The sequence below is a fragment of the Shewanella electrica genome (assembly GCF_022321485.1).
GTDB lineage: Bacteria > Pseudomonadota > Gammaproteobacteria > Enterobacterales > Shewanellaceae > Shewanella > Shewanella electrica.
Genome location: NZ_JAKOGG010000002.1, coordinates 483,146 through 504,799, shown reverse-complemented (window position 1 = coordinate 504,799; position 21,654 = coordinate 483,146). Strand labels below are relative to the sequence as shown.

Here is a 21,654-nt window from a genome sequence, read left to right as displayed (position 1 = left end):
GATAACACTGCAGCCTTTATCTAGGAGAGTTGATGACAGTAGGTAGAATTCACTCAATTGAGTCTTTCGGCACCGTGGATGGTCCTGGTATTCGTTTTATCGCTTTTATGCAAGGATGCCTGATGCGGTGTAAATACTGTCACAACCGTGACACCTGGGATTTGGATGACGGTAAAGAGGTCACGGTAGCTGAGCTGATGGAACAAATCCTCAGCTACCGTTCTTTTTATGAAGCCAGTGGTGGCGGAGTAACTGCCAGCGGTGGTGAAGCAGTACTGCAAGCAGAGTTTGTGGCAGCATGGTTTAAAGCCTGCAAAGAAGCAGGATTTCACACCTGCCTCGATACCAACGGGTTTGTCCGCAAATACACCCCGGTTATCGATGAACTGCTCGACAATACCTCGTTAGTGATGCTCGACATAAAACAGATGGACGATGCCAAACACATCGATCTAACGAAAGTCAGCAATCACCGTACATTGCAGTTTGCAGAATATTTATCAAAACGCGGACAGAAAACTTGGATTCGCTACGTGGTTGTCGGTGGTTACACCGAAGACGAAGCCTCAGCAGAGCAATTGGCTGCATTTCTCGCGCCGATGCGCAATGTGGAAAAGGTAGAGCTTCTGCCCTACCACGAGTTAGGCAAACACAAGTGGGAAGCGCTCGGGGAAAAATACGAGCTTGATGGCGTCAGCCCTCCCAGCCGCGAAACCATGGAAAAGATACAAGCCGTATTTGCTGCACACGGCCTCAACGCCACTTTTTAAGCGTTAAAGTTCTTCCCAGAACTGTTTATCAAGGCGTTCGAAAGCCAATTTGAGTAGCAAAGCGATGTCCATATAACAGGCATTCATGCCAAGTGGACGACTACTGATCCCTAAGCCAGCCAGCTTAGCGTTCAGTTCATTACCCCAACCGAGTAGTGACACCGGCAATGGATGGCGAGCCCGCCAGCCTAACCACAACACTCCTTGCAGGGGCAAGCTAATAAAAAATAGCGTGGTAGCCAGTGCCTGTGGCAGATACGTCCAGCCCAGAAACAACAACTGTCCACCACCGGCTATCAGTGCTAGCAGGGGCAGCAGGTTTTTAGCCAGTTGTGTTGCGCGAATAACGCGATACTCAGGGAAAAAATACCCAAGCTGTGGCACCAATGGCCAGGTCCGCATATAACGCTGACCGTCCCTAAGGGTGTTGACGATATCAAGACTCAAATGGGCTCACCTGCTGAAATAGTTATTGCTTTTTACCATAGCACATTTACCGCTTTGCGCCCATATCGCGCCACGCCAGCAGTGTGCAAATACAGGTTCCATCGCAACGGTAGGAACCGGTCAGTTTACGGCAAAAGGTTAAATAAGATGTCAAATAAATTCGTGTTGGTTTTGAACTGTGGCAGCTCTTCATTGAAGTTTGCCGTGATGGATGCACTTACCGGGGAAGAACAAGTCTCTGGTCTTGCCGAGTGTTTTGGCTTAGAAGATTCCCGCATCAAATGGAAATACAACGGCGAGAAGCGTGAAGTTGCCTTAGGCGCTTATACTGCCCACCGCGAAGCAGTTGAGTTTATCGTTAAAGAGATCCTTGGTCCGTTGCCTGAACTGGCGGCACAGATTTTGGCGGTCGGTCACCGTATCGTACACGGCGGCGAAAAATTTACCCGCTCGGTCATCATTGATGACAGCGTTATCGACGGTATCGAAGAATGTGCCTCACTAGCACCATTGCACAACCCGGCACATCTCATCGGCATTCGCGCTGCTATTGCGTCATTCCCGAACCTGCCGCAAGTGGCCGTGTTTGATACCGCATTCCATCAAACCATGCCAGCCCATGCATATATCTATGCCCTGCCTTATAAACTCTATCGCGAGCACAGCATTCGTCGTTACGGTATGCATGGTACTAGCCACCTGTTTGTTAGCCGTGAAGCTGCCAAAGTGTTGAATAAACCGGTAGAAGACACCGCCATCATTTGCGCCCACCTCGGCAATGGTGCATCGGTCACTGCGGTAAAAGGCGGTAAGAGCGTGGACACCTCAATGGGCTTAACTCCACTTGAAGGCTTAGTGATGGGCACTCGCTGTGGCGATTTAGATCCATCCATCATCTACCACTTAGTGCACCAATTGGGCTACACCATCGATGAAGTCAACAACATGCTCAACAAACAAAGTGGTTTGTTGGGGATCTCTGAACTGACTAACGATTGTCGTGGCATTGAAGATGGTTATGCTGAAGGCCACAAAGGTTGTACTTTAGCGCTGGAAATTTTCTGCTATCGCTTAGCCAAATACATCGCCTCTTACACTGTGCCACTAGGCAGATTGGATGCCGTAGTATTTACCGGTGGTATTGGTGAAAACTCAGCATTAGTGCGTGAAAAAGTGCTGGATCATCTAAAAATCTTTAACTTCAACGTCGACGAGCAACGCAACTTAGCGGCTCGCTTCGGCCACGAAGGCATTATCACTAGCGACGACAGCACTGTGGCGATGGTGATCCCAACTAATGAAGAGTGGGTCATTGCCGAAGACGCGTTGCGCTTAATTCAGTAATTGCTAAAACCTTGACGACTGCCGCGGCGACAAATGTGCTCGCGGCAGTATAATGACGCAATCAACGACAGATTCACAAAGAGCTGACAATGGAAGCAGCTCATACAAGAGGTTGATATGTCCCGTAATATTATGTTGATCCCCATTGGCACAGGTGTTGGCCTGACGTCAATCAGCTTAGGGATGGTGCGCGCACTCGAACGCCATGGTGTAAAAGTGCAATTCTTTAAGCCCATCTCGCAAATGCGACCTAATGATAAAGGTCCAGAACGCTCGACCACCATTCTCAGCAAATCCCCTACTGTTAACCCGCTCGAACCTTTTGAGATGTCCCATGCAGAATCACTGATCCGCGCCGATCAGACTGATGTGTTAATGGAACAAATTGTGGCGCGGGCAGCGGATACAGCCAGCAACACTGAGACACTGATCATTGAAGGCTTAGTACATACTCGCAGTCACCATTTTGCCGATGACGTGAACTATGCCATCGCCAAAGCACTAGATGCTGATGTGATTTTCGTTGCTACCCCTGGTAACGACACGCCTAACGGTTTGATGAACCGCTTAGAGATTGCCTTCAACTCTTGGGGCGGCGCCAAAAACCGTCGTTTGATTGGTGCCATCGTCAATAAAATTGGCGCACCAGTAGACGATGATGGCCGTACACGGCCAGACTTATCTGAAGTATTTGACTCAGATCGAATCCAACGCAGCGACACAGCTGGCATGTTCCAACTGCCGGGTAAGAGTCCACTGCGCATTTTAGGTAGCGTGCCATACAACTTGGATTTGGTATCACCTCGCGCATCAGATCTTGCCAAACACTTAAGTGCACGCATCATCAACGCTGGTGAAATGCACACGCGTCGGCTACGCAAAGTGACGTTCTGCGCCCGCTCGCTGCCAAATATGGTAACTCACTTACAAACTGACTCACTGCTAGTTACCTCAGGTGATCGCTCTGATGTGATTGTTTCTGCCTGTTTAGCCGCGATGAACGGCGTAAAAATTGGTGCCTTGCTGCTGACGGGTAGCTATGAGCCAGAACCAGAGATCATGAAACTGTGCGAGCAAGCATTTGAAACGGGCGTGCCAGTATTCCTGATTGATAGCAATACTTGGCAGACTTCGCTTAATATTCAGCGCTTTGACCATGAAGTGCCGGTAGATGATGCCGTGCGTATCGAACTGGTACAAGACTATGTGGCTGGTCATATTGACCAAAGCTGGATTGAAAGCGTGACTGAAAATGCGGTTCGAGAAAATCGCTTATCTCCGCCCGCATTCCGTTACAAACTGACGCAACTGGCACGTGCTGCGAATAAACGCGTGGTACTGCCTGAAGGTGATGAGCCTCGTACCGTCAAAGCTGCCGCCATCTGCGCTGAACGCGGTATTGCCCACTGTGTGCTACTCGGTAAAAAAGACGAAATTCAACGTATTGCCTCACAACAAGGGTTGACCTTAGGCGAAGGTATTGAGATTGTCGATCCGGATGAAGTGCGCGAACGCTACGTTGCTCCTATGGTGGAATTGCGTCGTAATAAAGGCATGACAGAAGTGGTTGCCCGCGAGCAGCTGGAAGACAACATGGTACTTGGCACCATGATGTTGGCTGAAGACGAAGTAGACGGCATTGTGTCTGGTGCGGTGCATACCACCGCCAACACCATTCGCCCACCACTGCAGTTGATCAAAACCGCACCGGGTTCGAGCTTGGTTTCATCTATCTTCTTTATGCTGATGCCAGATCAAGTACTGGTTTATGGTGACTGTGCTATCAACCCTGACCCAGACGCCGAACAGTTAGCAGATATCGCGATCCAATCAGCAGAATCGGCTAAAGCATTTGGTATCGAACCACGCGTTGCCATGATCAGTTACTCAACAGGTAACTCAGGCACAGGTTCTGATGTCGATAAAGTGCGTGAAGCCACTCGAATTGCCAAAGAAAAACGCCCAGATTTAGTTATCGATGGCCCATTGCAGTACGATGCGGCCGTTATGCCAAATGTGGCGCGCTCAAAAGCACCTAACAGCCCAGTGGCGGGTAAAGCAACCGTGTTCGTCTTCCCAGACTTGAACACCGGCAACACCACCTACAAGGCGGTACAGCGTAGTGCTGACCTCATCAGTATTGGTCCAATGCTGCAAGGGATGCGTAAGCCGGTAAACGATCTGTCACGTGGCGCCTTGGTGGATGACATTGTCTACACCATCGCCCTGACCGCGATTCAAGCGACGCAAAACTAAGATTTGCTGCTAATTGCAACAAAGGCACCTTCGGGTGCCTTTGTTTTTGGAGACGCTCAATAAAAAGCATTTTTAACGGCACTTTTTGAGCACCATTTATTTAATACTAAATTCAGGATGTTAGCGAGTTCACCTAGAGTATTCAACAAAGTTGTCCACAGAAAATGTGGATAACCATCGAAGTTATCAAAGTGACTTATCAACGGCGGGATAAACTTGCGAAGTGCCGCCAAAACCAAGATACTCTAAGGCATCACTCATTTTCAACCATGTTATGAGATATCTAATACTACTCGCGTTATCGCTGACGATGTTAGGTTGCGGCGATGTGCAAGATGCGCCGATGTCACCTGAAGATGTCGCCAGAAACTTTTTGACCGCGATTTATGTGGATCGTGATGTCGAACAGGCGCTGCCCTATGTCACCCCACAAATCCAGAAAGTGATGAAAAGTTATCATATTGCCGCATCAGTACAGCGTTATATGATCGGCTTATCGATGACGGATGTCACCCTGACCGTTGAAGATATCGATATCGACTTTTTCCGCAAATTTTCTGATGAAACCACTGTAGTCATCAAGATGACCGGTAAAAAAGGTGGTCAAGATTGGATTGATGATCGCTCGCTGCGGCTTAAGAAAACCCGTCAGGGTTGGATTATTTCTGAGATTTTGCCCGATACAGGCAAAATCAACAAAGGTTCGTACTAACACGCTTATTTATATAGGTTATTCATGAAGCAATTCCTCGATTTTTTACCGTTAGTTATTTTTTTCGTTGTCTACAAGTTCTTTGATATCTATATCGCTAGCGGGGTGTTGGTAGCCGCCACCACATTGCAATTAATTGTCACCTATATCATCTATCGCAAGATCGAAAAGATGTTGCTGTTTACCTTCGCCATGGTCGCCGTTTTCGGCACCCTCACAGTGGTGTTTCACAACGACGCTTTCATTAAGTGGAAGGTCAGTATTATCAACTTGCTATTTGCTGCAGCGCTGGCAATAAGTCTATGGATGAAACAACCGCTGTTAAAACGCATGCTCGGTACCGAGTTCAAGGTGAAAGATGAAATCTGGGCCCGCATCACTTGGTATTGGGTCGGTTTCTTTATTCTATGCAGCGTAGCAAACCTCTACATTGCCTTTAACATGAGCCAAGAGCTGTGGGTGGATTTCAAGGTATTTGGTTTAACTGGTGCAACCTTGATTAACACCGTGCTTTCCGTCGCTTATCTGTTTAAGCATCTTCCAGAAGAACAACGTAAGGAATTCAAATAATGTGGTACATGATTTCATCGCAGGATGTTGAGAACTCATTGGAACAACGCATGGCGGTTCGCCCTGCTCACCTCGCTCGCCTGCAAACGCTCGCGGACGAAGGGCGCCTAAAACTTGCTGGCCCACATCCCGCGATTGATAGTCAAACACCGGGTGAAGCTGGCTTCACCGGGTCGCTGGTCGTGGCGGAGTTTGATTCATTGGAAGCCGCCCAAGCATGGGCTGACGCAGATCCATTTGTTACCGCGGGTGTTTACGCTAGCGTTGTTGTTAAACCTTTCCTGTATGTGCTGCCTTAAATGAAAATCGTTTCTTTCAATATCAACGGCATTCGCGCGCGTTTGCATCAGTTGCAAGCGCTAATTGATAGCCACTCACCAGACATTATCGGCTTGCAAGAGACTAAAGTGCACGACGAGATGTTCCCTGTCGCTGAAGTTGAAGCCATGGGCTACCAAGTGCATTACCACGGCGGCAAGGCGCACTACGGTGTGGCAATGCTCTCAAAGCTGCCAGCGGTGGAGATCCATAAAGGCTTTCCAACCGATGCTGACGATGCGCAACGTCGTTTGATCGTGGGCAAATTTCAGCAACCCAATGGCAAATTACTCACCGTAATTAACGGCTATTTCCCGCAAGGCGATAATATCGGTCATGAGGTGAAGTATCCCGCTAAACGTAAGTTTTATGCCGATTTGATGCAGTATCTAGCACATGATTTCTCGGCCGATGACGACATTGCCATTATTGGCGACATCAACATATCACCAGTCGACTTAGATATCGGTATTGGTGAAGTTAACGCTAAACGTTGGCTTAAAACGGGCAAATGTAGCTTTCAACCTGAAGAACGCGAATGGTTAGCTAAGCTGTTAGATTGGGGCTTGATTGATACTTTCCGTCAACTGCATCCACAACGTAGCGAACGCTATTCTTGGTTTGATTATCGCAGTAAAGGTTTTGATGAGAACCGCGGACTACGGATTGACGTAATTTTAGCAACTAAGTCACTGGCAGCGCGTCTGACTGAGTCTGATGTTGATTATGCGCTACGCGGAATCGATAAGCCTTCTGATCATGCGCCGATCTGGAGCTGCTTTAGCGACTAAGCTAATGGCTATAAAGCTCAAATTAAAAAGCCCGATGAATTCATCGGGCTTTTTACGTATTGCTAGTTCGGATTAGTTACAGCTTTGTACGACACTGCTGTTATTCACCATAATCGTTGCCGTACCTGCTGATGCCGTCGCCGCGAATGTCGCTACTTGAGCTTGCATTTCGGCAGTAGCTTGCGCCGCCATACCATCGGTCATACCGGGCACTTCTGCCGGGCTAACAATCGAGCTGTGGTGCCCTTTCGTAAAACGGACCACACCACTACCAACAGCGGTTCCGTCCACACAGGTCAATCCCAATGCGCTGATCAACGGTTCGGTGCCCGACAATGGGAAACCATCCACGCGATTTGGCAACGTTTGATCGCTCAAGTTACCTGCACCATCACCCACCACTTCAATCAAATGAACCGGTAAACCAGACGCCGCTAACTGTGCCGCTTGGTTGATAGGATCACCCGCTTCAATCGCTGTTTGTACCGCAAAGGCAAAGGTCGGAATAAACTGCTGATAAACGGTTTGCACCAATGCGTTGTACTCATCAGAGCCCTCTGCATAACCAGCCGTGTTTGCCGCTGCTACCAACTGTTTAAAGGTCTCAGATTGGGTCACATTAGTGAACAACACCGGACTAAATGCAGCTGAGCCTGCGAACGCGCCCGCTAAACCACCAGCAGGAACGACTAATGACGCCCCTTTCAACTCAAATGGATTTGCCAAGGTGTTACCGGTGGTTGGGTCTACCACGCCAGTGCTGGCATAGGTCGCAAAGTCTGTACCGACAATACCACCTAAGCTCATGCCTTGTGCTGTTACCTTAGTTGCATCAACTAAATCAGGTACTGTTGTCGCCAATTGGTTGATTGCTTGACGTAAACCTAACTCATCTACCGTCGCTTGATGGAAGTTATCGCGCACGGTCAGCGTGCTGGCAATATTGACAAATACCAATGGGGTGCCCGCAGCAAACGCATCAGGAGTGCCAACCACGCGGCCAAATGATGGGTCGGTGGCAGAAATCTCATACACACCATCTTTGTTTGCATCAAACGAACGCGCACCATGCAACGGCATATCAATCGCAATAACGGCTTGACCAGCGGCAGCATAAGCTCCTGCATAGGCCAGCGCCATCTCTTTACCCCCACCTAAACCATGCATTGCAATCGTCGTTGGCCAACCATTAGTTGGTGCAGTAAATGGGCGATTTTGTGCTGCATTGAATGCCGCTAACTTAGTAGCATTTGGCACACTCATCATCACTGGAACGTCTTCATAACCTTGCACAGCGGGCAATGGGTTATAGCGGGTCAAGTGGCGTGTTTTATCCACGGCAGTGCCATTGTCCATCAACCATTCGCGACCAGCTAACAGAGATGGGTTGCTCAGCGCTGCGCTAGGGTCAATGCCATAGTTTTGCGCTTGTGTGGTGTAGTTAGCCATGCTGAGTTGGCCAGTTTGCAGTGCTTGCAATACCGCCACTGGGCTATCACCTACTGCGACCCAATGCGTGTCAATGCCGGAACAAGCCGCAGATGAACAGCCGCCGTAAATTGGCAACCGTAAAGTACCCACATACAAATCGGCTAAATTAGCCAACACATAAGCGGTACCGCTGTCAGCAGTTAACCCTGCTGCTTGCGCGATAGTCATGCCTGTAGCTGTTGGTGCTTGTACCCACTGAGGAGCGTAAGCATCATTGGACAACATGGCTAACTTCACTGCTTCATAAACATTGCTGATCGACTGTGTGGTAAACATGCCGCTGTAAGTGACGCTAGTAAGATCCACACCATGCGTGCTCGCCATACCCTTTTCGTAACTGTTGATAACACGTTGTAGCCACAACGTTGATGCGGTATTGATTGGCGCAGTATTAACATCTTGACGATATACACTGTAGCTTTCAGACGGCATCACCGGCTCACCGGCACTATCAGTGATCAGATTGGTGGTGGCGTAGACATATGATGTATCAGGCTTTAACGGCTTTAATGGCACGATGGCGATGCTGTTACCGGAAGCGGCAGTAACAAAATCCACGCCCCACGTCAGCTCCGCACCAACACTACATGCACTGGCGGTTGGCAAGTCTTGGCAATCAGCGTCGCTGGACAATGGGCCAGCGTTAGTCGCTTCAAATACACGCACTGCACCGGGCTGAACAACAGAGGATGCCAATAAGGTACGAGCGACGCCGTCGTCACTGGCAAGCGCCACATCAATAGAGATCGGTTGGGTGGTTGACCAGCCATCTAATGCACCAATGGCGATCGTCGGATCGGTATAATCACCAGTGGCTTCATTCGGCATGGATAAGGTACCATCGAAACTGCCGTTTAACAGTAGGTCGTTTGGTACCGGAACTTGAGACGCGGTAGGATTAAATACCAGATGAGAATATGTCACTTGCTGAGCATTATCACCGCCATCGTTGTTGCTATCGCCACCACAGCCAGTTAAGGCGAGCACCGATGCCGCGATTGCACTCAAATAGAACTTTTTCATGTTTTACCCTTAGTCTTGTTGTAATAGTGTGTTCCATCGAAATTACAGCCTAGATACCCCAATATGCAGGCATTCGCATTAGCGGAACGCTAAATATTCATGTTCAAAGTTAATCCATGAATCGAAATTTATCTACATCACAATAACAAATGAATCTTAGTAAAAATATCGTTATTTATACGAGTGTTTAAAACCCGTGCAATATATTAGTAAAATAGCCGATATAAAAGGTTTTTCGCGTAAAAGGACCCAAATTACATGTTCGAATATCAGCCATCTCAGGCATTGCTCGCCAATAAAATCATTTTAATCACCGGGGCTGGGGATGGCATTGGTAAGCAAGCGGCGCTAAGTTACGCCGCTCACGGCGCGACAGTGGTCTTACTTGGTCGCACAGAGCAGAAACTGATTCAGGTTTACGATGAAATTGTCGCTAATGGTGGCGCCACACCAGCAATCATTACCTTGGATTTGCAAACAGCAACCACGGCGCAGTATGCCGAACTGGCACAGCTTGTTACGCACGAGTTTGGCCGCCTTGATGGCCTGCTTCATAATGCGAGTTTGCTGGGCAGTCTCGGGTTAATTGAGCAGATGGATATTGATTCGTTGGAAACCGTACTCAAAGTCAACGTCACCGCTCAAGCGGCACTCACGCAAGCGGTTATGCCGTTACTGCGCGCCGCACCAAGCGCCTCAATTATCTTTACCTCCAGCAGTGTTGGCCGTAAAGGCCGAGCCTTTTGGGGCGCCTACGCGATTTCTAAATTCGCCACCGAAGGAATGATGCAAACCCTTGCCGATGAACTTGAAGACAGTAATATTCGCACCAACAGCATTAATCCGGGCGGCACTCGCACCAGCATGCGTGCTAGCGCTTATCCCGCGGAAGATCCAATGACACTCAAAACACCAGCAGACATCATGCCGGTTTATCTCTATTTGATGGGTGATGATAGCCTTAACGACAATGGCAAAGCGTTCAACGCCCAGTAATCATCACGATGTTCGACACAGGAAACCTTATGCAACATTATCCAATTGGCACGCCCGGCACTCCTTGGGGCGATGCAGAAAAACAACAGTGGCGTGCCACACAAACCATTAAACGTAGCTACCAAACAGAAGTCGTTGAGAAAATTATCGCGCTGGCACCGCAGTTCGATATCGTGCAATACGGCGCCCTGAGTTATGACACCACGCGCTACCCACTATTTGCGTTAAAATCCCCCAATTGGGATAACAGCAAACCGAGTATTTTGGTCACAGGCGGAGTGCACGGCTACGAAACTAGCGGTGTACAAGGTGCATTGTTATTTGCTAAAAACTACGCAGCGGATTATTTTGCTGACTTTAATCTACTGATTGCACCGTGCGTTAGCCCTTGGGGTTATGAGGTGATTAACCGCTGGAATCCATTAGCGCTCGATCCTAACCGTAACTTCGTGGCAAACTCCCCTGCCGAAGAATCCGCGGCACTGATGCAGTTAGTTGCTGAGCAACAAGTGCAGTTTTTAGCGCATATAGACCTGCACGAAACCACCGATACCGATGAAACTGAGTTCCGTCCCGCGTTAGCCGCCCGCGATGGCAAATATATTGCTCCCGGCGAAATCCCAGATGGCTTTTATAACGTCGATGATAGCGCTAGCCCGCAGCCAGCATTCCACAAAGCGATTATCGACGCCGTTGCTAAGGTGACGCACATTGCTCCCGCCGACAAAGATGGCAACATTATCGGTTCACCAGTAGTGCAACCGGGCGTGATCGAATATGCGCTCAAACAGCTAGGCTTATGCGCCAGTATTACTGGTGCGGCCTACAGTTGCACCACTGAAGTGTATCCTGATAGCCCTAAAGCAACTGACGATATCTGTAATCAAGCGCAAGTGGCGGCGGTGAAAGGTGCGTTGGACTTTCTGCTGCAACGCTAAAGCTGATTGGGCGCTTACTGATAAGCGCCCTTTTTATTCGTTGGCGTGCTGTTATTGCCCAAGGTTGATACGCGCAAAGTAGATCGCCGTTTTGCCTTCATGGCTGGAGTAATAACTCACCAGTAGTTGTTCATCTCGCTGCACAATGCCAGCGTAACTGGTATCACCACCAGAGGGTAAGCTAAGCAGTTCAATGATGGTTTGCTTAACCGGGTCAACTTCAACGACCGCTGTTCGTACCCGTTGATCGTACAAGCGTACAATAGCAATCAAACGCTCGCCACATCGAACCATCGCCGGCCCACCGATGCGCTGATCTAATTCACACCAGTGCCATTCGGAATAAGGATAAACAGATTGGCCAAACAACGCATTACGTTGGCTATCCCACACAGGATCTCGGCGTAACAAGCACACCGCTTGATGCTGCTCAAACAACAAGGCAGATTCGTTAACATAACCATCTGCTTGCAGCGGCGCCAACAATGGCATAAACACCAACAACTTATCTGCATGCGGCAAGTCACTGCGATACAAACGGGTATCACCATCAGCCCCCGCGCGATAACCCACACCGTAAACGCCATCAGCAGCAACCGTTAGCCCCCACAACCAATAACCGCGCTCGCCAACTTCCGTCGTTTCACTCCAGTCGACGCCATTATCTGAGTACCACATCAACGACTGTAACGGCGTTTTATCATGCATTGCCGCCGCACCAAACACCCATAACCGACCGTTGGCGACTAACAGTTTGCCGTCTCTTAAATCCGCTATCGGCGAGGTGAAATGCGCCACACTTTGCCAATGTTCACCATCATCGTTGCTACTGAGTAATCTGAACGCACCATCAGGTGATATGTGTTCCGCACCTTCTCTAAACACGGTGTAAAGATGGCCGTTAAACTCACAAAGATCAGTAAACGCATTGTGATTTGCCTGATCCCATATGCGCTGGCAACTCAGCAGTTTCATGGTGTGCTCCGACGTTTTTTCCATTTATATAACACAAAAGGCCGCAAATGCGGCCTTTTGTTGGAACAAGCAGCGTCGTAACCTTAGCTACGGGTACGAGTTGGCGCTTTGCGGCCATTGCTCGCAGTGCCAGTGGTTTTGTGCTTACGCACCGCACGGCGCACCTTAGCGCTACGCACTTGAGCACGCGCCACACTGTGTTTGTCCATCCCCAGCAGTGAACGCTCTTCCGCTTGTAAACCAGCGATTTGACGCAGATAGTTTACTTGGTCAAGCGGCAACTCCAGCCAACCGCCGCGAGGCAAGGTTTTTGGCAACTCGATCATGCCATAGCGCACACGGATCAGGCGGCTAACTTGCACACTGACGGCTTCCCACAGACGACGTACTTCGCGGTTACGCCCTTCACGCAGCACCACGTGCCACCATTGGTTGATACCTTCACCACCTGCCGATTTGATCGCATCAAATTGAGCTGGACCATCTTCCAAGGTCACGCCGGTACGCAGTTGCTGTACGGTAGCGTCAGTCACTTCACCAAACGTACGTACGGCGTATTCACGCTCAACTTCGCTAGATGGGTGCATCAAACGGTTAGCCAGTTCACCGTCAGAGGTAAACAGCAACAGCCCTGAGGTGTTAATGTCTAAACGACCTACGGCAACCCAGCGGCTGTCTTTGGTACGTGGCAAACGGTCAAATACCGTTGGACGACCTTCAGGATCTTTACGGGAGCAGATCTCCCCTTCTGGTTTGTGATAAGCCAGCACACGACAAATCACTTCATCGGCTGACTTGAGCGATACCAGGCGGCCATCGATACGCACTTTGGCGTCGGCTTCGATACGGTCACCTAATGTGGCGATCTCGCCTTCGACACTCACCCGGCCTGCAGCAATCCATGCCTCCATCTCACGACGGGAGCCATGGCCTGCTCGGGCCAAGACTTTCTGCAATTTTTCACTCATGTAAAATTCACTTATTTGATAAATGTTTATCGGTTACTGCTTCCATCAAAAGATGATTGGCAAAGGGCGGAATCACTCAGCGGCCAAACAGCAGTAAGGCAGCCCGCGATTATACATGAGGAATGCTTGAGCTGATAGAAATTCGCTCAACGATGCATGAAAAAATCCTACAAAGTGGACAAGGCTTGGCGGAACAATCGTCATCAGCTGCTATTGAAGCGGCGTTTCTGATACTTCCGGCTCTTCTGGCACATTTTTCATGCCGGAGAATACCGCATCTAACGATTCGGCATCGGTCAGCGGTGGCAGATCACGCAAGGTGTCTAAGCCAAAATAGCCCAGAAACTCAGCCGTTGTGGCATAAAGTGATGGCCGACCGGGCACTTCTTTGTGACCAACGGCTTTAATCCAGCCGCGATCAGCCAGATTTTTAATGATTTGGCTGCTTACCGCCACACCGCGTACCGCTTCAATTTCGCCGCGTGTTACGGGTTGACGATAAGCAATAACCGCCAGCGTTTCTAAGGTGGCACGGCTGTATCGTGGTGCTTGTTCTTGCCATAAACTCTGCAGCGCAATACTCAAACTGTCGCGAGTTTGAAAGCGATAACCACCAGCAACTTTGACTAACTGCACGCCGCGTTCTTGGTAATCTACCACCAGTTCATCCACGACCGCTTTTAAGCGCTCGCGTGATACGGCATAGTCAGCCAGCACGGTTTCGCGCAGGGTTTTAAGCGTTACCGCCTTGCCTTGTACAAAAATTGCAGCTTCAACCAACTGTTTTAATTGTAGATTATTAATTTGCGCCACGGCGTCACATCCTAAAATGCTTTCAAATAAATTGGCGCAAACGGTTCGGTCTGCACCAACTCCACCAGCAACTCTTTGACCAATTCCATCAACGCTAGAAAACTCACCACCACACCAGCACGGCCTTCACTCAACTCAAATAACTCAGTAAATGGCGTGTAGTGCTCACTAGAAAGTTTCATCAAAATCTGGCTCATGCGTTCGCGGGTGGATAACTGCTCCTGCCGCACTTGATGGTCGCCACTGGCTTCGATACGTTTCAGCACTTCGCCAAACGCCAGCGCGATTTCACGTAAACTCACTGACGGCGGAATTTGCTTGGGGCGAATGTCGGGGGCAGGCACCGCGGTGGCAGCAAATACATCACGTTGCAATCGAGGGAGTTCGTCTAAGTTGACGGCGGCGTCTTTAATGGTTTCATAGGCTTTCAACTGACGGATCAATACCGCCCGCGGATCTTCCTCTTCTTCTTCCATTTCCAGCTCTGGCCGCGGCAACAGTAAGCGCGATTTAATTTCCGCTAGCGTGGCCGCCATCACCAAATAATCCGCCGCTAACTCGACCCGTGCGCCCTGCAACATCTCAATGTATTCCAGATATTGCGCGGTAATCTGCTGCAACGGCAAATCCACCACATCGAGTTTTTGTTTACGGATCAGATACAACAAGAGATCGAGTGGTCCCTCAAAGGCTTCCAAAAATACCGCTAGGGCTTCTGGCGGAATAAACAGATCCGCAGGCAGTTCGGTAAACGCTTCACCGCGCACCACTGCCAGAGGCAAACTTTGCTGTATTCCTTCACTCGATAACGTCATGCTGGCGTGGTGCTACCTTACAAAAATGGCGTAACGTCGCCAGAGCCTTCACGCAAAATGGTCATGCTGTCATCCGACATATCAATCACTGTCGTTGGCTTCTCGCCGAGATAACCACCACTCAAAATCGCGTCGACTTGGTGTTCCAATTCATCACGGATCTGCTCAGGATCGGATTCGGTAAAATCGTTGCCCGGCAGAATCAAACTGGTCGACATCAGCGGCTCTTCCAATGCTTCCAGCAGCGCCAGCGCAATCACGTTATTTGGCACACGAATACCAATAGTGCGTTTTTTCTCGTTTTGCAGACGACGCGGCACATCTTTGGTGGCTTTGAAAATAAACGTGTATGGCCCCGGCGTGTTATTTTTTAACACGCGAAACGCTTGGTTATCAACGCGGGCATAGGTAGATAGCTCGGACAAATCACGGCACATTAAGGTGTACTCGTGGTTTTCTCCCAGTTGTCGAATGCGTCCGATGCGGGTCATAGCGTTTTTATCGCCAATCATACAGCCCAACGCATAGCCGGAATCGGTCGGATACACAATCACGCCGCCGTTGCGCAAAATGCTTACCGCTTGGTTGATTAAACGGGGTTGAGGATTCACCTCATGTACATAAAAAAACTGACTCATAAATTTACCTTCCATTGCGGGGACTGCCACACCCACTGCAACCCTTTTGGACGTTTTAAATTACGCCCCAACTCCAGCCAACGGCCGGGAAAATGAAAATCGCTGCCGACAGAGGCATATAAGCCGCGCTGGTTTGCCAACGCGCCCAGTTGTACTAAATCGTCGGGAGACTGCTGCCCGAGCACGACTTCAATGGCGGTGCCGCCCGCTTCAGCAAAGTCGTTCACCAAGCGTTTTAACCACTTGCCACTTAATTGATAACCGCTCGGATGAGCCAGTACTGCAATGCCGCCCGCATTATGAATCAGGCTGATAGCCGTTGCCATATCGCCCCAATTATTTGGTACATATCCGGTTTTACCGCGGGCTAAATACCGTTTAAAGACTTTGCCGATATCATCGACGATGCCCTGTTCCACCAAGAAGCGGGCATAATGCGCGCGGCTAATAGCAGCCTCGCCTGCGAGCGCCTTGGCCCCCTCATATGCGCCAGCAATACCCGCCTTTTCGAGCCGAGTACCAATCTCTTTGGCACGGGCTTCTCGTAGTTCGCGTTGGTTTTCCATAAACGCCAGCAGCTCTGGCTGTTCGCGGTCAAAGCCTAACCCAACAATGTGAATGTCATAAGCGTGCCAGCGAGTAGAAATCTCCACGCCGTTGACTAACGTCAGTGGTGTTGCTTGCTGTTGATTGAAAGCGTGCGCTTCAGGCAAGCCTGCAACTGTATCGTGATCAGTAATCGCCAACACATCCACGCCCTGCGCCATGGCACGAGCCACAATGTCAGCGGGAGAAAGGTGACCATCTGATGCTGTCGAGTGACAGTGCAGATCTATTGATGTAAGTTCTGTGATCATGGCGATATTGTACTGGCATTCCATCACAAAAAGCGATGCTGACATGTGTAACACAATTAATTTTCAATATTTATACATTTGCCGTTGACATTCATGCCAGAGTCGGGTCTTCTATTAGCCACTAACTGAAAGGAAATTTTTGATTTATGTACGCTATTAACTTCGCTTCATTACACACTGTTTGGTGGTGGCACTTCCCTTAACGCGGGTGGTGTGAAGCGCTGTATATGTAAATCAGCAAAATTCAACGAGAAGCCCGCTTAATGCGGGCTTCTTCGTTTCTGCGACAGAAGTTCTCAGTAAGCAGGCAAAGCAACTAGCATCAACAGGATTGTGAAATGAACATCTCTCAGATTGCGCGAGTCCAATATCAACGACAAGCGATGACGTACCACGATGATCCGCTACGGCTATATCATCTGCTCACTGAAAACCGTCCTAATACCATGCTGTTAGAATCAGCCGAGATCGACAGCAAAGACAGCCTGAAAAGCATCATCCTGAGTCACGCAGCGTTAACCATCTCCTGCCTCGGTCAAACCGTCACCTTCAGCGCATTTACAAAAAATGGCGTGGCGTTACTGGGAGGCGTTGCCGATTTCTTCCAACCGCACGCCAAAGTCATTCGCCAACAACGTGAAGTGATTGTCACCTTCAAACATCCGAGTGGCCTGCTCGACGAAGATGCGCGTCTCAAAGCGTTATCGCCGTTAGAAGGGTTACGCTTGTTGCAGCGCGGCATCAAAATGCAGGGGGAGCAATGTTTTGAAGGCCTGCATTTGGGCGGCGTGTTAGGTTATGACCTCATCGCAGCAGTTGAGCCACTGCCGAAGGTGGAGCAAGCCGAAAACACCTGCCCCGACTACCTGTTCTATCTGGCTGAAACCTTGGTGATTGTTGACCATCAGCAGCACACTGCCGAAGTAGTTACCCATCAATTTACTGACAACGCCGAAGTTGCCGAGACGCTAAATACGCGTCGCCAAGAGATCATTAAGCTAGCACTTAGTCTACCTAAGATCCCTAGCTTGGTCGGCGTGAGAGAAGAACCGCAGGCCAGCGTCAGCAACGAAGAATATGCCGCGCAAGTGGAAACATTAAAAGAGCACATTCGCGCTGGCGATATCTTCCAAGTCGTACCTTCACGTTGTTTCAAAATGCCATGCCCAAACCCCATGGGCGCCTATCGTGCGCTGCGTATGACCAACCCAAGCCCCTACATGTTCTACATGCGCGCTGAAGACTTCACGCTATTTGGTGCATCGCCAGAAAGTGCCATCAAATATGAAGCGTCTACCAACCAAGTGGAGATGTATCCTATTGCTGGCACCCGCAAACGCGGTAAAGATGCCGATGGCAATATCGATGACGATTTGGATGGCCGTATCGAACTTGAGTTACGCCTCGATAAAAAAGAGCTATCTGAACACATCATGCTAGTCGATTTAGCCCGTAACGACATCGCCCGCATTTGCGAAAGCGGTACCCGCAAAGTGGCCGAGTTGCTGAAAGTTGACCGCTACTCACACGTGATGCATCTCGTGAGCCGCGTGACCGGCCAACTGCGTAAAGATCTCGATACCCTGCACGCCTACCAAGCCTGTATGAATATGGGCACGTTAGTGGGCGCGCCCAAGGTGCGAGCGGCACAACTCATTCGCGAAGTAGAACAAACTCGTCGTGGCAGTTACGGCGGCGCCGTGGGTTATATCAACGGCTTAGGTGATATGGATACCTGTATTGTTATCCGCTCAGCATTTGTGCGTGACAACAAAGCCTACATCCAAGCTGGTGCCGGTGTCGTTTACGATTCTGAGCCGATGTTAGAAGCCGAAGAAACGCGCCAAAAAGCGCAAGCAGTGATCAGCGCCATCAAGATGGGGGGCGGACTATGAAAATCTATCTACTCGATAACTTTGATTCCTTTACTTACAACTTAGTGGATCAATTTCGCAGCCTCGGATTCGACGTAGTAGTTTATCGTCATAACATCAACGCCGATTACTTAGCGGATTTAATGCTCAATGAACCCGGTAAAACGGCATTAGTATTGTCTCCAGGTCCGGGAGAACCGAAAGATGCTGGATCGATGATGGAGCTGATTGCCAAAGTTGCCGGCAAACTACCGATTCTAGGTATCTGCCTAGGCCATCAAGCATTAGTTGAACACTATGGCGGCAAAGTGAGCCGCGCACCACAGATCGTTCACGGTAAATCCAGCGCGGTAGAACACAATGGTAAAGGCGTATTTGCTGGCTTACCATCGCCGCTGCCCGTAGCCCGTTATCACTCATTGGTGGCCACAAAAGTGCCAGATTGTCTTGATGTGATTGCGACCTTTGAAGGGATGGCGATGGCGATTGAACACCGTGCGGATCGCGCCGTAGGTTTCCAATTCCATCCCGAGTCAATCCTGACCACCATGGGCAGCAAACTGCTAGTACAAACGTTGCAATATTTAACGCTGCCACAGGGAGAACAAGTGCATGTCTGATGTACAAACATTACTTGAACAGCTGTATCGTGGCGAGTCACTGAGCCGCGAACAAGCTCAACGCCTGTTTCAACCTTTGGTTGCAGGAGAATTGAATGAAATTACCATCAGCGCCCTGCTGACCGCGCTGAAAATCAAGGGCGAAACCATCGACGAGATCAGCGGTGCCGCCGATGCTCTGCTGGATGCCGCCAAGCCGTTTCCCGCCGCTGGCACCGGCGTGATTGATATTGTTGGCACCGGTGGAGATGGTTATAACACCATCAACATCTCAACCACGTCATGTTTTGTAGCTGCGGCCGCAGGCGCCAAAGTCGCCAAACATGGTAATCGTGGAGTATCGAGTAAATCAGGTGCGTCAGATCTATTGTCAGCCCTTGGCATCAATCTGACTATGGAGCCAGCAACCGCAGCACAGTGCCTAAATGATTTGGACATCAGTTTTCTGTTTGCACCGCATTATCATGGCGGTGTACGTTATGCGGTGCCGGTGCGCCAAGCATTGAAAACTCGTACCATCTTTAACGTGCTTGGGCCGTTGATTAACCCGTCAAAACCGGATTACATGCTGCTTGGCGTGTATAGCCCCGCATTGGTGACTCCGCTGGCAGGCGTGCTAAAAGCGCTTGGAGTAAAACGCGCCATCGTGGCTCACGGTAGCGGTTTGGATGAGATTGCCGTCCATGGCGAATCACTGCTAGCGGAGCTGAAAGATGGTGAAATTCGTGAATACCGCATGCAACCAGAGGATTTCGGCGTCGAACGCGCCGAGTTAGATCAACTGGTGGGTGGCACACCAGAAGACAACGCCGCCATCACCAAGCAGATTTTGGCTGGCACGGCCACAAGCGCGCAAATCAATGCCGTGGCGGTTAACGCTGGCACCGCGCTGTATGTCGCAGGTATCAGTGATACCATCCCTGCGGGGGTGGCACTCGCCAAACAAGTGATCGCCTCAGGCAAAGCCTTAAATTTAGTTGAACAGTTGGCGCAAGCGTCAAACCAAGGATAAGCGTCAATGAGTAACGTATTAACCAAAATTGTCGATACCAAAGCAGCCCATATTGAAAGTCTGAAAGCGCGTTTTCCAGAAGAAAGCCTTAACCCCAAAATCTCTACTCGCAGCCTATACCAAGCACTGAGTGGCGACAAAGCGGGCTTTATTTTGGAATGTAAAAAGGCCAGTCCTTCTAAAGGCCTCATCCGTGATGATTTTGATCCGATCGCCATCGCCGAGGTCTACAGTCATTACGCCAGCGCAGTATCTGTGCTCACCGACGAAGAGTTTTTCCAAGGCGATATGGCGTTTCTCCCGATGGTGCGGACGAAGGTCGACCAGCCAATCCTGTGCAAGGACTTTTTCGTTTCTCCTTATCAAGTCAAACTGGCCGCCCACCAAGGCGCCGATGCCATTTTGTTAATGCTGTCAGTATTGGATGATGAGCAATATCAACTACTCGCCGCCGAAGCTGCGAAATATCAGTTGGATACGCTGACCGAAATTTCCAACGAAGAAGAACTCGCGCGTGCTATCGCGCTGCAAGCACCGATTGTCGGCATCAACAACCGTAATCTGCGTGACTTGAGCACTCACATCGAAACCACCGAACGTTTAGCGCCACAATTGCCAGACGGCATGTTGGTGATCAGCGAATCTGGCATCTACACCCATCAAGATGTACGCCGTTTGAGCCCGTTGGTGAATGGCTTTTTGGTGGGAAGTTCATTGATGAGCGAAGATGATTTAGATTTGGCCTGCCGCAAACTGCTGTTGGGCCACCACAAAGTTTGTGGCTTAACACGCGCAGAAGATATTGCTGTCGCCGCCGATGCCGGTGCGATATACGGTGGCCTGATTTTCGCTGAAAAATCACCGCGAAAAGTCAGCATCGACCAAGCCAAAGCCCTAGCCGCTGCCAATAGTGCACGCCAACGCAAATTGCAATTGGTGGGCGTGTTTGTTAACGAACGCGCCGAAGTCATTGCCGAGCTAGCTGCCAGCTTAGATCTTGCCGCAGTGCAACTGCATGGCGAAGAAACTGAGCACGACATTACCGCTATCAAACAGGCACTCACCAAAGCGCGTTGCTTAAACACCGAGGTGTGGAAAGCGATTCCGGTTAGCACTGAAGCAACCACTGAGATCGCCGCAATCCCAGCCAACGCCGACCGCCTGCTGTTCGACAGTAAAAACGCCAGCGGTTTTGGGGGCACCGGTGCCCGCTTTGATTGGTCGCAATCATTACCATATAAAGCACAAGCGATGCTGGCGGGAGGTTTATCCGCCGCCAATGCTAAAGACGCGGCTAACGCTGGCTTTTACGGCTTAGATTTTAATTCTGGCGTGGAAACCGCCCCCGGCATCAAAGATGCGCCACAGATTATCGCCGCGCTGACGGCTGTCAGAGCGTAAAAAATTAGGCCGACGAAAACGGCCA

Annotated in this window: 21 protein-coding genes and 1 other annotated feature; of the genes, 13 read left to right on the top strand and 8 right to left on the bottom strand. The window is 49.9% G+C overall.

The genetic code is table 11. The annotated features are described in order from the left end of the window. The first annotated feature begins 29 nt into the window (after positions 1-29). Positions 30-770: a pyruvate formate lyase 1-activating protein gene (pflA, locus tag L9G74_RS04840; RefSeq protein ID WP_238895145.1), complete on the top strand. Its 741-nt coding sequence runs from the start codon at positions 30-32 to the stop codon at positions 768-770. A 3-nt stretch (positions 771-773) separates the two neighbouring features. Here the strand turns inward: pflA and yfbV are convergent, their stop codons facing one another. Then, on the bottom strand, positions 774-1,217 hold the full coding sequence (yfbV, locus tag L9G74_RS04835; protein ID WP_238895144.1) for a terminus macrodomain insulation protein YfbV: 444 nt from the start codon (positions 1,215-1,217) through the stop codon (positions 774-776). A gap of 147 nt (positions 1,218-1,364) precedes the next feature. Here yfbV and ackA point away from each other — a divergent pair, with 147 nt between their 5' ends. The 6 genes from ackA to xthA all read left to right on the top strand — a co-directional run bounded on the left by ackA (position 1,365) and on the right by xthA (position 7,208). Beyond that, the gene (gene ackA / locus L9G74_RS04830) at positions 1,365-2,561 is read left to right on the top strand and encodes an acetate kinase (RefSeq protein ID WP_238895143.1); all 1,197 of its coding nucleotides are present in this window, start codon (positions 1,365-1,367) and stop codon (positions 2,559-2,561) included. A 117-nt stretch (positions 2,562-2,678) separates the two neighbouring features. Continuing rightward, positions 2,679-4,817, top strand: coding sequence for a phosphate acetyltransferase (gene pta / locus L9G74_RS04825; RefSeq protein ID WP_238895142.1), 2,139 nt, complete (start codon positions 2,679-2,681; stop codon positions 4,815-4,817). A gap of 274 nt (positions 4,818-5,091) precedes the next feature. Further along, a complete protein-coding gene (locus L9G74_RS04820; RefSeq protein ID WP_238895141.1) occupies positions 5,092-5,529 on the top strand; it encodes a nuclear transport factor 2 family protein in 438 nt (145 codons plus the stop codon). Between the two features lie 24 nt (positions 5,530-5,553). Next, on the top strand, positions 5,554-6,099 hold the full coding sequence (locus L9G74_RS04815) for a septation protein A (RefSeq protein ID WP_238895140.1): 546 nt from the start codon (positions 5,554-5,556) through the stop codon (positions 6,097-6,099). Further along, entirely contained in the window at positions 6,099-6,398 is a 300-nt protein-coding gene (locus L9G74_RS04810; RefSeq protein ID WP_238895139.1) for a YciI family protein, read from the top strand. The genes L9G74_RS04815 and L9G74_RS04810 overlap by 1 nt, the downstream gene beginning before the upstream one ends. Continuing rightward, positions 6,399-7,208: an exodeoxyribonuclease III gene (gene xthA / locus L9G74_RS04805; protein WP_238895138.1), complete on the top strand. Its 810-nt coding sequence runs from the start codon at positions 6,399-6,401 to the stop codon at positions 7,206-7,208. A gap of 72 nt (positions 7,209-7,280) precedes the next feature. Here the strand turns inward: xthA and L9G74_RS04800 are convergent, their stop codons facing one another. After that, positions 7,281-9,722 (bottom strand): VolA/Pla-1 family phospholipase, encoded by a 2,442-nt coding sequence (locus L9G74_RS04800; RefSeq protein ID WP_238895137.1) that lies wholly within the window; start codon positions 9,720-9,722, stop codon positions 7,281-7,283. A gap of 258 nt (positions 9,723-9,980) precedes the next feature. Between L9G74_RS04800 and L9G74_RS04795 the strand changes: the two genes are divergently transcribed. After that, positions 9,981-10,718 (top strand): YciK family oxidoreductase, encoded by a 738-nt coding sequence (locus tag L9G74_RS04795; RefSeq protein ID WP_238895136.1) that lies wholly within the window; start codon positions 9,981-9,983, stop codon positions 10,716-10,718. A gap of 29 nt (positions 10,719-10,747) precedes the next feature. Beyond that, a complete protein-coding gene (locus tag L9G74_RS04790; protein WP_238895135.1) occupies positions 10,748-11,656 on the top strand; it encodes a M14 family metallopeptidase in 909 nt (302 codons plus the stop codon). 51 nt (positions 11,657-11,707) lie between these two features. On the opposite strand, the gene L9G74_RS04785 is transcribed toward L9G74_RS04790, so the two are convergent. From L9G74_RS04785 to rnm, 6 genes are all read right to left on the bottom strand, one after another. Continuing rightward, complete coding sequence (locus L9G74_RS04785) at positions 11,708-12,631, bottom strand: glycoside hydrolase (RefSeq protein WP_238895134.1); 924 nt, start codon at positions 12,629-12,631, stop codon at positions 11,708-11,710. 83 nt (positions 12,632-12,714) lie between these two features. Further along, positions 12,715-13,599: a 23S rRNA pseudouridine(2605) synthase RluB gene (rluB, locus tag L9G74_RS04780; RefSeq protein ID WP_238895133.1), complete on the bottom strand. Its 885-nt coding sequence runs from the start codon at positions 13,597-13,599 to the stop codon at positions 12,715-12,717. A gap of 210 nt (positions 13,600-13,809) precedes the next feature. Then, the gene (gene scpB / locus L9G74_RS04775; protein ID WP_238895132.1) at positions 13,810-14,412 is read right to left on the bottom strand and encodes an SMC-Scp complex subunit ScpB; all 603 of its coding nucleotides are present in this window, start codon (positions 14,410-14,412) and stop codon (positions 13,810-13,812) included. Between the two features lie 11 nt (positions 14,413-14,423). Then, positions 14,424-15,227 carry a segregation and condensation protein A gene (locus tag L9G74_RS04770; RefSeq protein WP_238895131.1) on the bottom strand — a complete coding sequence of 268 codons (804 nt, stop codon included), beginning with the start codon at positions 15,225-15,227 and terminating at the stop codon, positions 14,424-14,426. A gap of 17 nt (positions 15,228-15,244) precedes the next feature. Continuing rightward, positions 15,245-15,865 carry an L-threonylcarbamoyladenylate synthase gene (locus L9G74_RS04765; RefSeq protein ID WP_238895130.1) on the bottom strand — a complete coding sequence of 207 codons (621 nt, stop codon included), beginning with the start codon at positions 15,863-15,865 and terminating at the stop codon, positions 15,245-15,247. Then, positions 15,862-16,722 carry an RNase RNM gene (gene rnm / locus L9G74_RS04760; RefSeq protein WP_238895176.1) on the bottom strand — a complete coding sequence of 287 codons (861 nt, stop codon included), beginning with the start codon at positions 16,720-16,722 and terminating at the stop codon, positions 15,862-15,864. Before rnm ends, L9G74_RS04765 begins: the two co-directional genes overlap by 4 nt. A gap of 176 nt (positions 16,723-16,898) precedes the next feature. Continuing rightward, positions 16,899-17,001, top strand: a sequence feature (Trp leader region). A gap of 59 nt (positions 17,002-17,060) precedes the next feature. Between rnm and L9G74_RS04755 the strand changes: the two genes are divergently transcribed. The 4 genes from L9G74_RS04755 to trpCF are packed head-to-tail and all read left to right on the top strand — an operon-like array spanning position 17,061 to position 21,629. Next, positions 17,061-18,617, top strand: a complete 1,557-nt coding sequence (locus tag L9G74_RS04755) for an anthranilate synthase component 1 (RefSeq protein ID WP_238895129.1) — start codon at positions 17,061-17,063, stop codon at positions 18,615-18,617. Next, positions 18,614-19,216, top strand: coding sequence for an aminodeoxychorismate/anthranilate synthase component II (locus L9G74_RS04750; RefSeq protein WP_238895128.1), 603 nt, complete (start codon positions 18,614-18,616; stop codon positions 19,214-19,216). The genes L9G74_RS04755 and L9G74_RS04750 overlap by 4 nt, the downstream gene beginning before the upstream one ends. Beyond that, positions 19,209-20,228: an anthranilate phosphoribosyltransferase gene (gene trpD, locus L9G74_RS04745; protein WP_238895127.1), complete on the top strand. Its 1,020-nt coding sequence runs from the start codon at positions 19,209-19,211 to the stop codon at positions 20,226-20,228. The genes L9G74_RS04750 and trpD overlap by 8 nt, the downstream gene beginning before the upstream one ends. A gap of 6 nt (positions 20,229-20,234) precedes the next feature. Continuing rightward, positions 20,235-21,629: a bifunctional indole-3-glycerol-phosphate synthase TrpC/phosphoribosylanthranilate isomerase TrpF gene (gene trpCF / locus L9G74_RS04740; RefSeq protein ID WP_238895126.1), complete on the top strand. Its 1,395-nt coding sequence runs from the start codon at positions 20,235-20,237 to the stop codon at positions 21,627-21,629. Positions 21,630-21,654: the final 25 nt, after the last annotated feature.

Coding starts and splice junctions, on each gene's coding strand:
- ackA (WP_238895143.1), top strand. CDS start 1,365: ATGTCAAATAAATTCGTGTTGGTTTTGAACTGTGGCAGCTCTTCATTG.
- pta (WP_238895142.1), top strand. CDS start 2,679: ATGTCCCGTAATATTATGTTGATCCCCATTGGCACAGGTGTTGGCCTG.
- L9G74_RS04820 (WP_238895141.1), top strand. CDS start 5,092: ATGAGATATCTAATACTACTCGCGTTATCGCTGACGATGTTAGGTTGC.
- L9G74_RS04815 (WP_238895140.1), top strand. CDS start 5,554: ATGAAGCAATTCCTCGATTTTTTACCGTTAGTTATTTTTTTCGTTGTC.
- L9G74_RS04810 (WP_238895139.1), top strand. CDS start 6,099: ATGTGGTACATGATTTCATCGCAGGATGTTGAGAACTCATTGGAACAA.
- xthA (WP_238895138.1), top strand. CDS start 6,399: ATGAAAATCGTTTCTTTCAATATCAACGGCATTCGCGCGCGTTTGCAT.
- L9G74_RS04800 (WP_238895137.1), bottom strand. CDS start 9,722: ATGAAAAAGTTCTATTTGAGTGCAATCGCGGCATCGGTGCTCGCCTTA.
- L9G74_RS04795 (WP_238895136.1), top strand. CDS start 9,981: ATGTTCGAATATCAGCCATCTCAGGCATTGCTCGCCAATAAAATCATT.
- L9G74_RS04790 (WP_238895135.1), top strand. CDS start 10,748: ATGCAACATTATCCAATTGGCACGCCCGGCACTCCTTGGGGCGATGCA.
- L9G74_RS04785 (WP_238895134.1), bottom strand. CDS start 12,631: ATGAAACTGCTGAGTTGCCAGCGCATATGGGATCAGGCAAATCACAAT.
- rluB (WP_238895133.1), bottom strand. CDS start 13,599: ATGAGTGAAAAATTGCAGAAAGTCTTGGCCCGAGCAGGCCATGGCTCC.
- L9G74_RS04770 (WP_238895131.1), bottom strand. CDS start 15,227: ATGACGTTATCGAGTGAAGGAATACAGCAAAGTTTGCCTCTGGCAGTG.
- L9G74_RS04765 (WP_238895130.1), bottom strand. CDS start 15,865: ATGAGTCAGTTTTTTTATGTACATGAGGTGAATCCTCAACCCCGTTTA.
- rnm (WP_238895176.1), bottom strand. CDS start 16,722: ATGATCACAGAACTTACATCAATAGATCTGCACTGTCACTCGACAGCA.
- L9G74_RS04755 (WP_238895129.1), top strand. CDS start 17,061: ATGAACATCTCTCAGATTGCGCGAGTCCAATATCAACGACAAGCGATG.
- L9G74_RS04750 (WP_238895128.1), top strand. CDS start 18,614: ATGAAAATCTATCTACTCGATAACTTTGATTCCTTTACTTACAACTTA.
- trpD (WP_238895127.1), top strand. CDS start 19,209: ATGTCTGATGTACAAACATTACTTGAACAGCTGTATCGTGGCGAGTCA.
- trpCF (WP_238895126.1), top strand. CDS start 20,235: ATGAGTAACGTATTAACCAAAATTGTCGATACCAAAGCAGCCCATATT.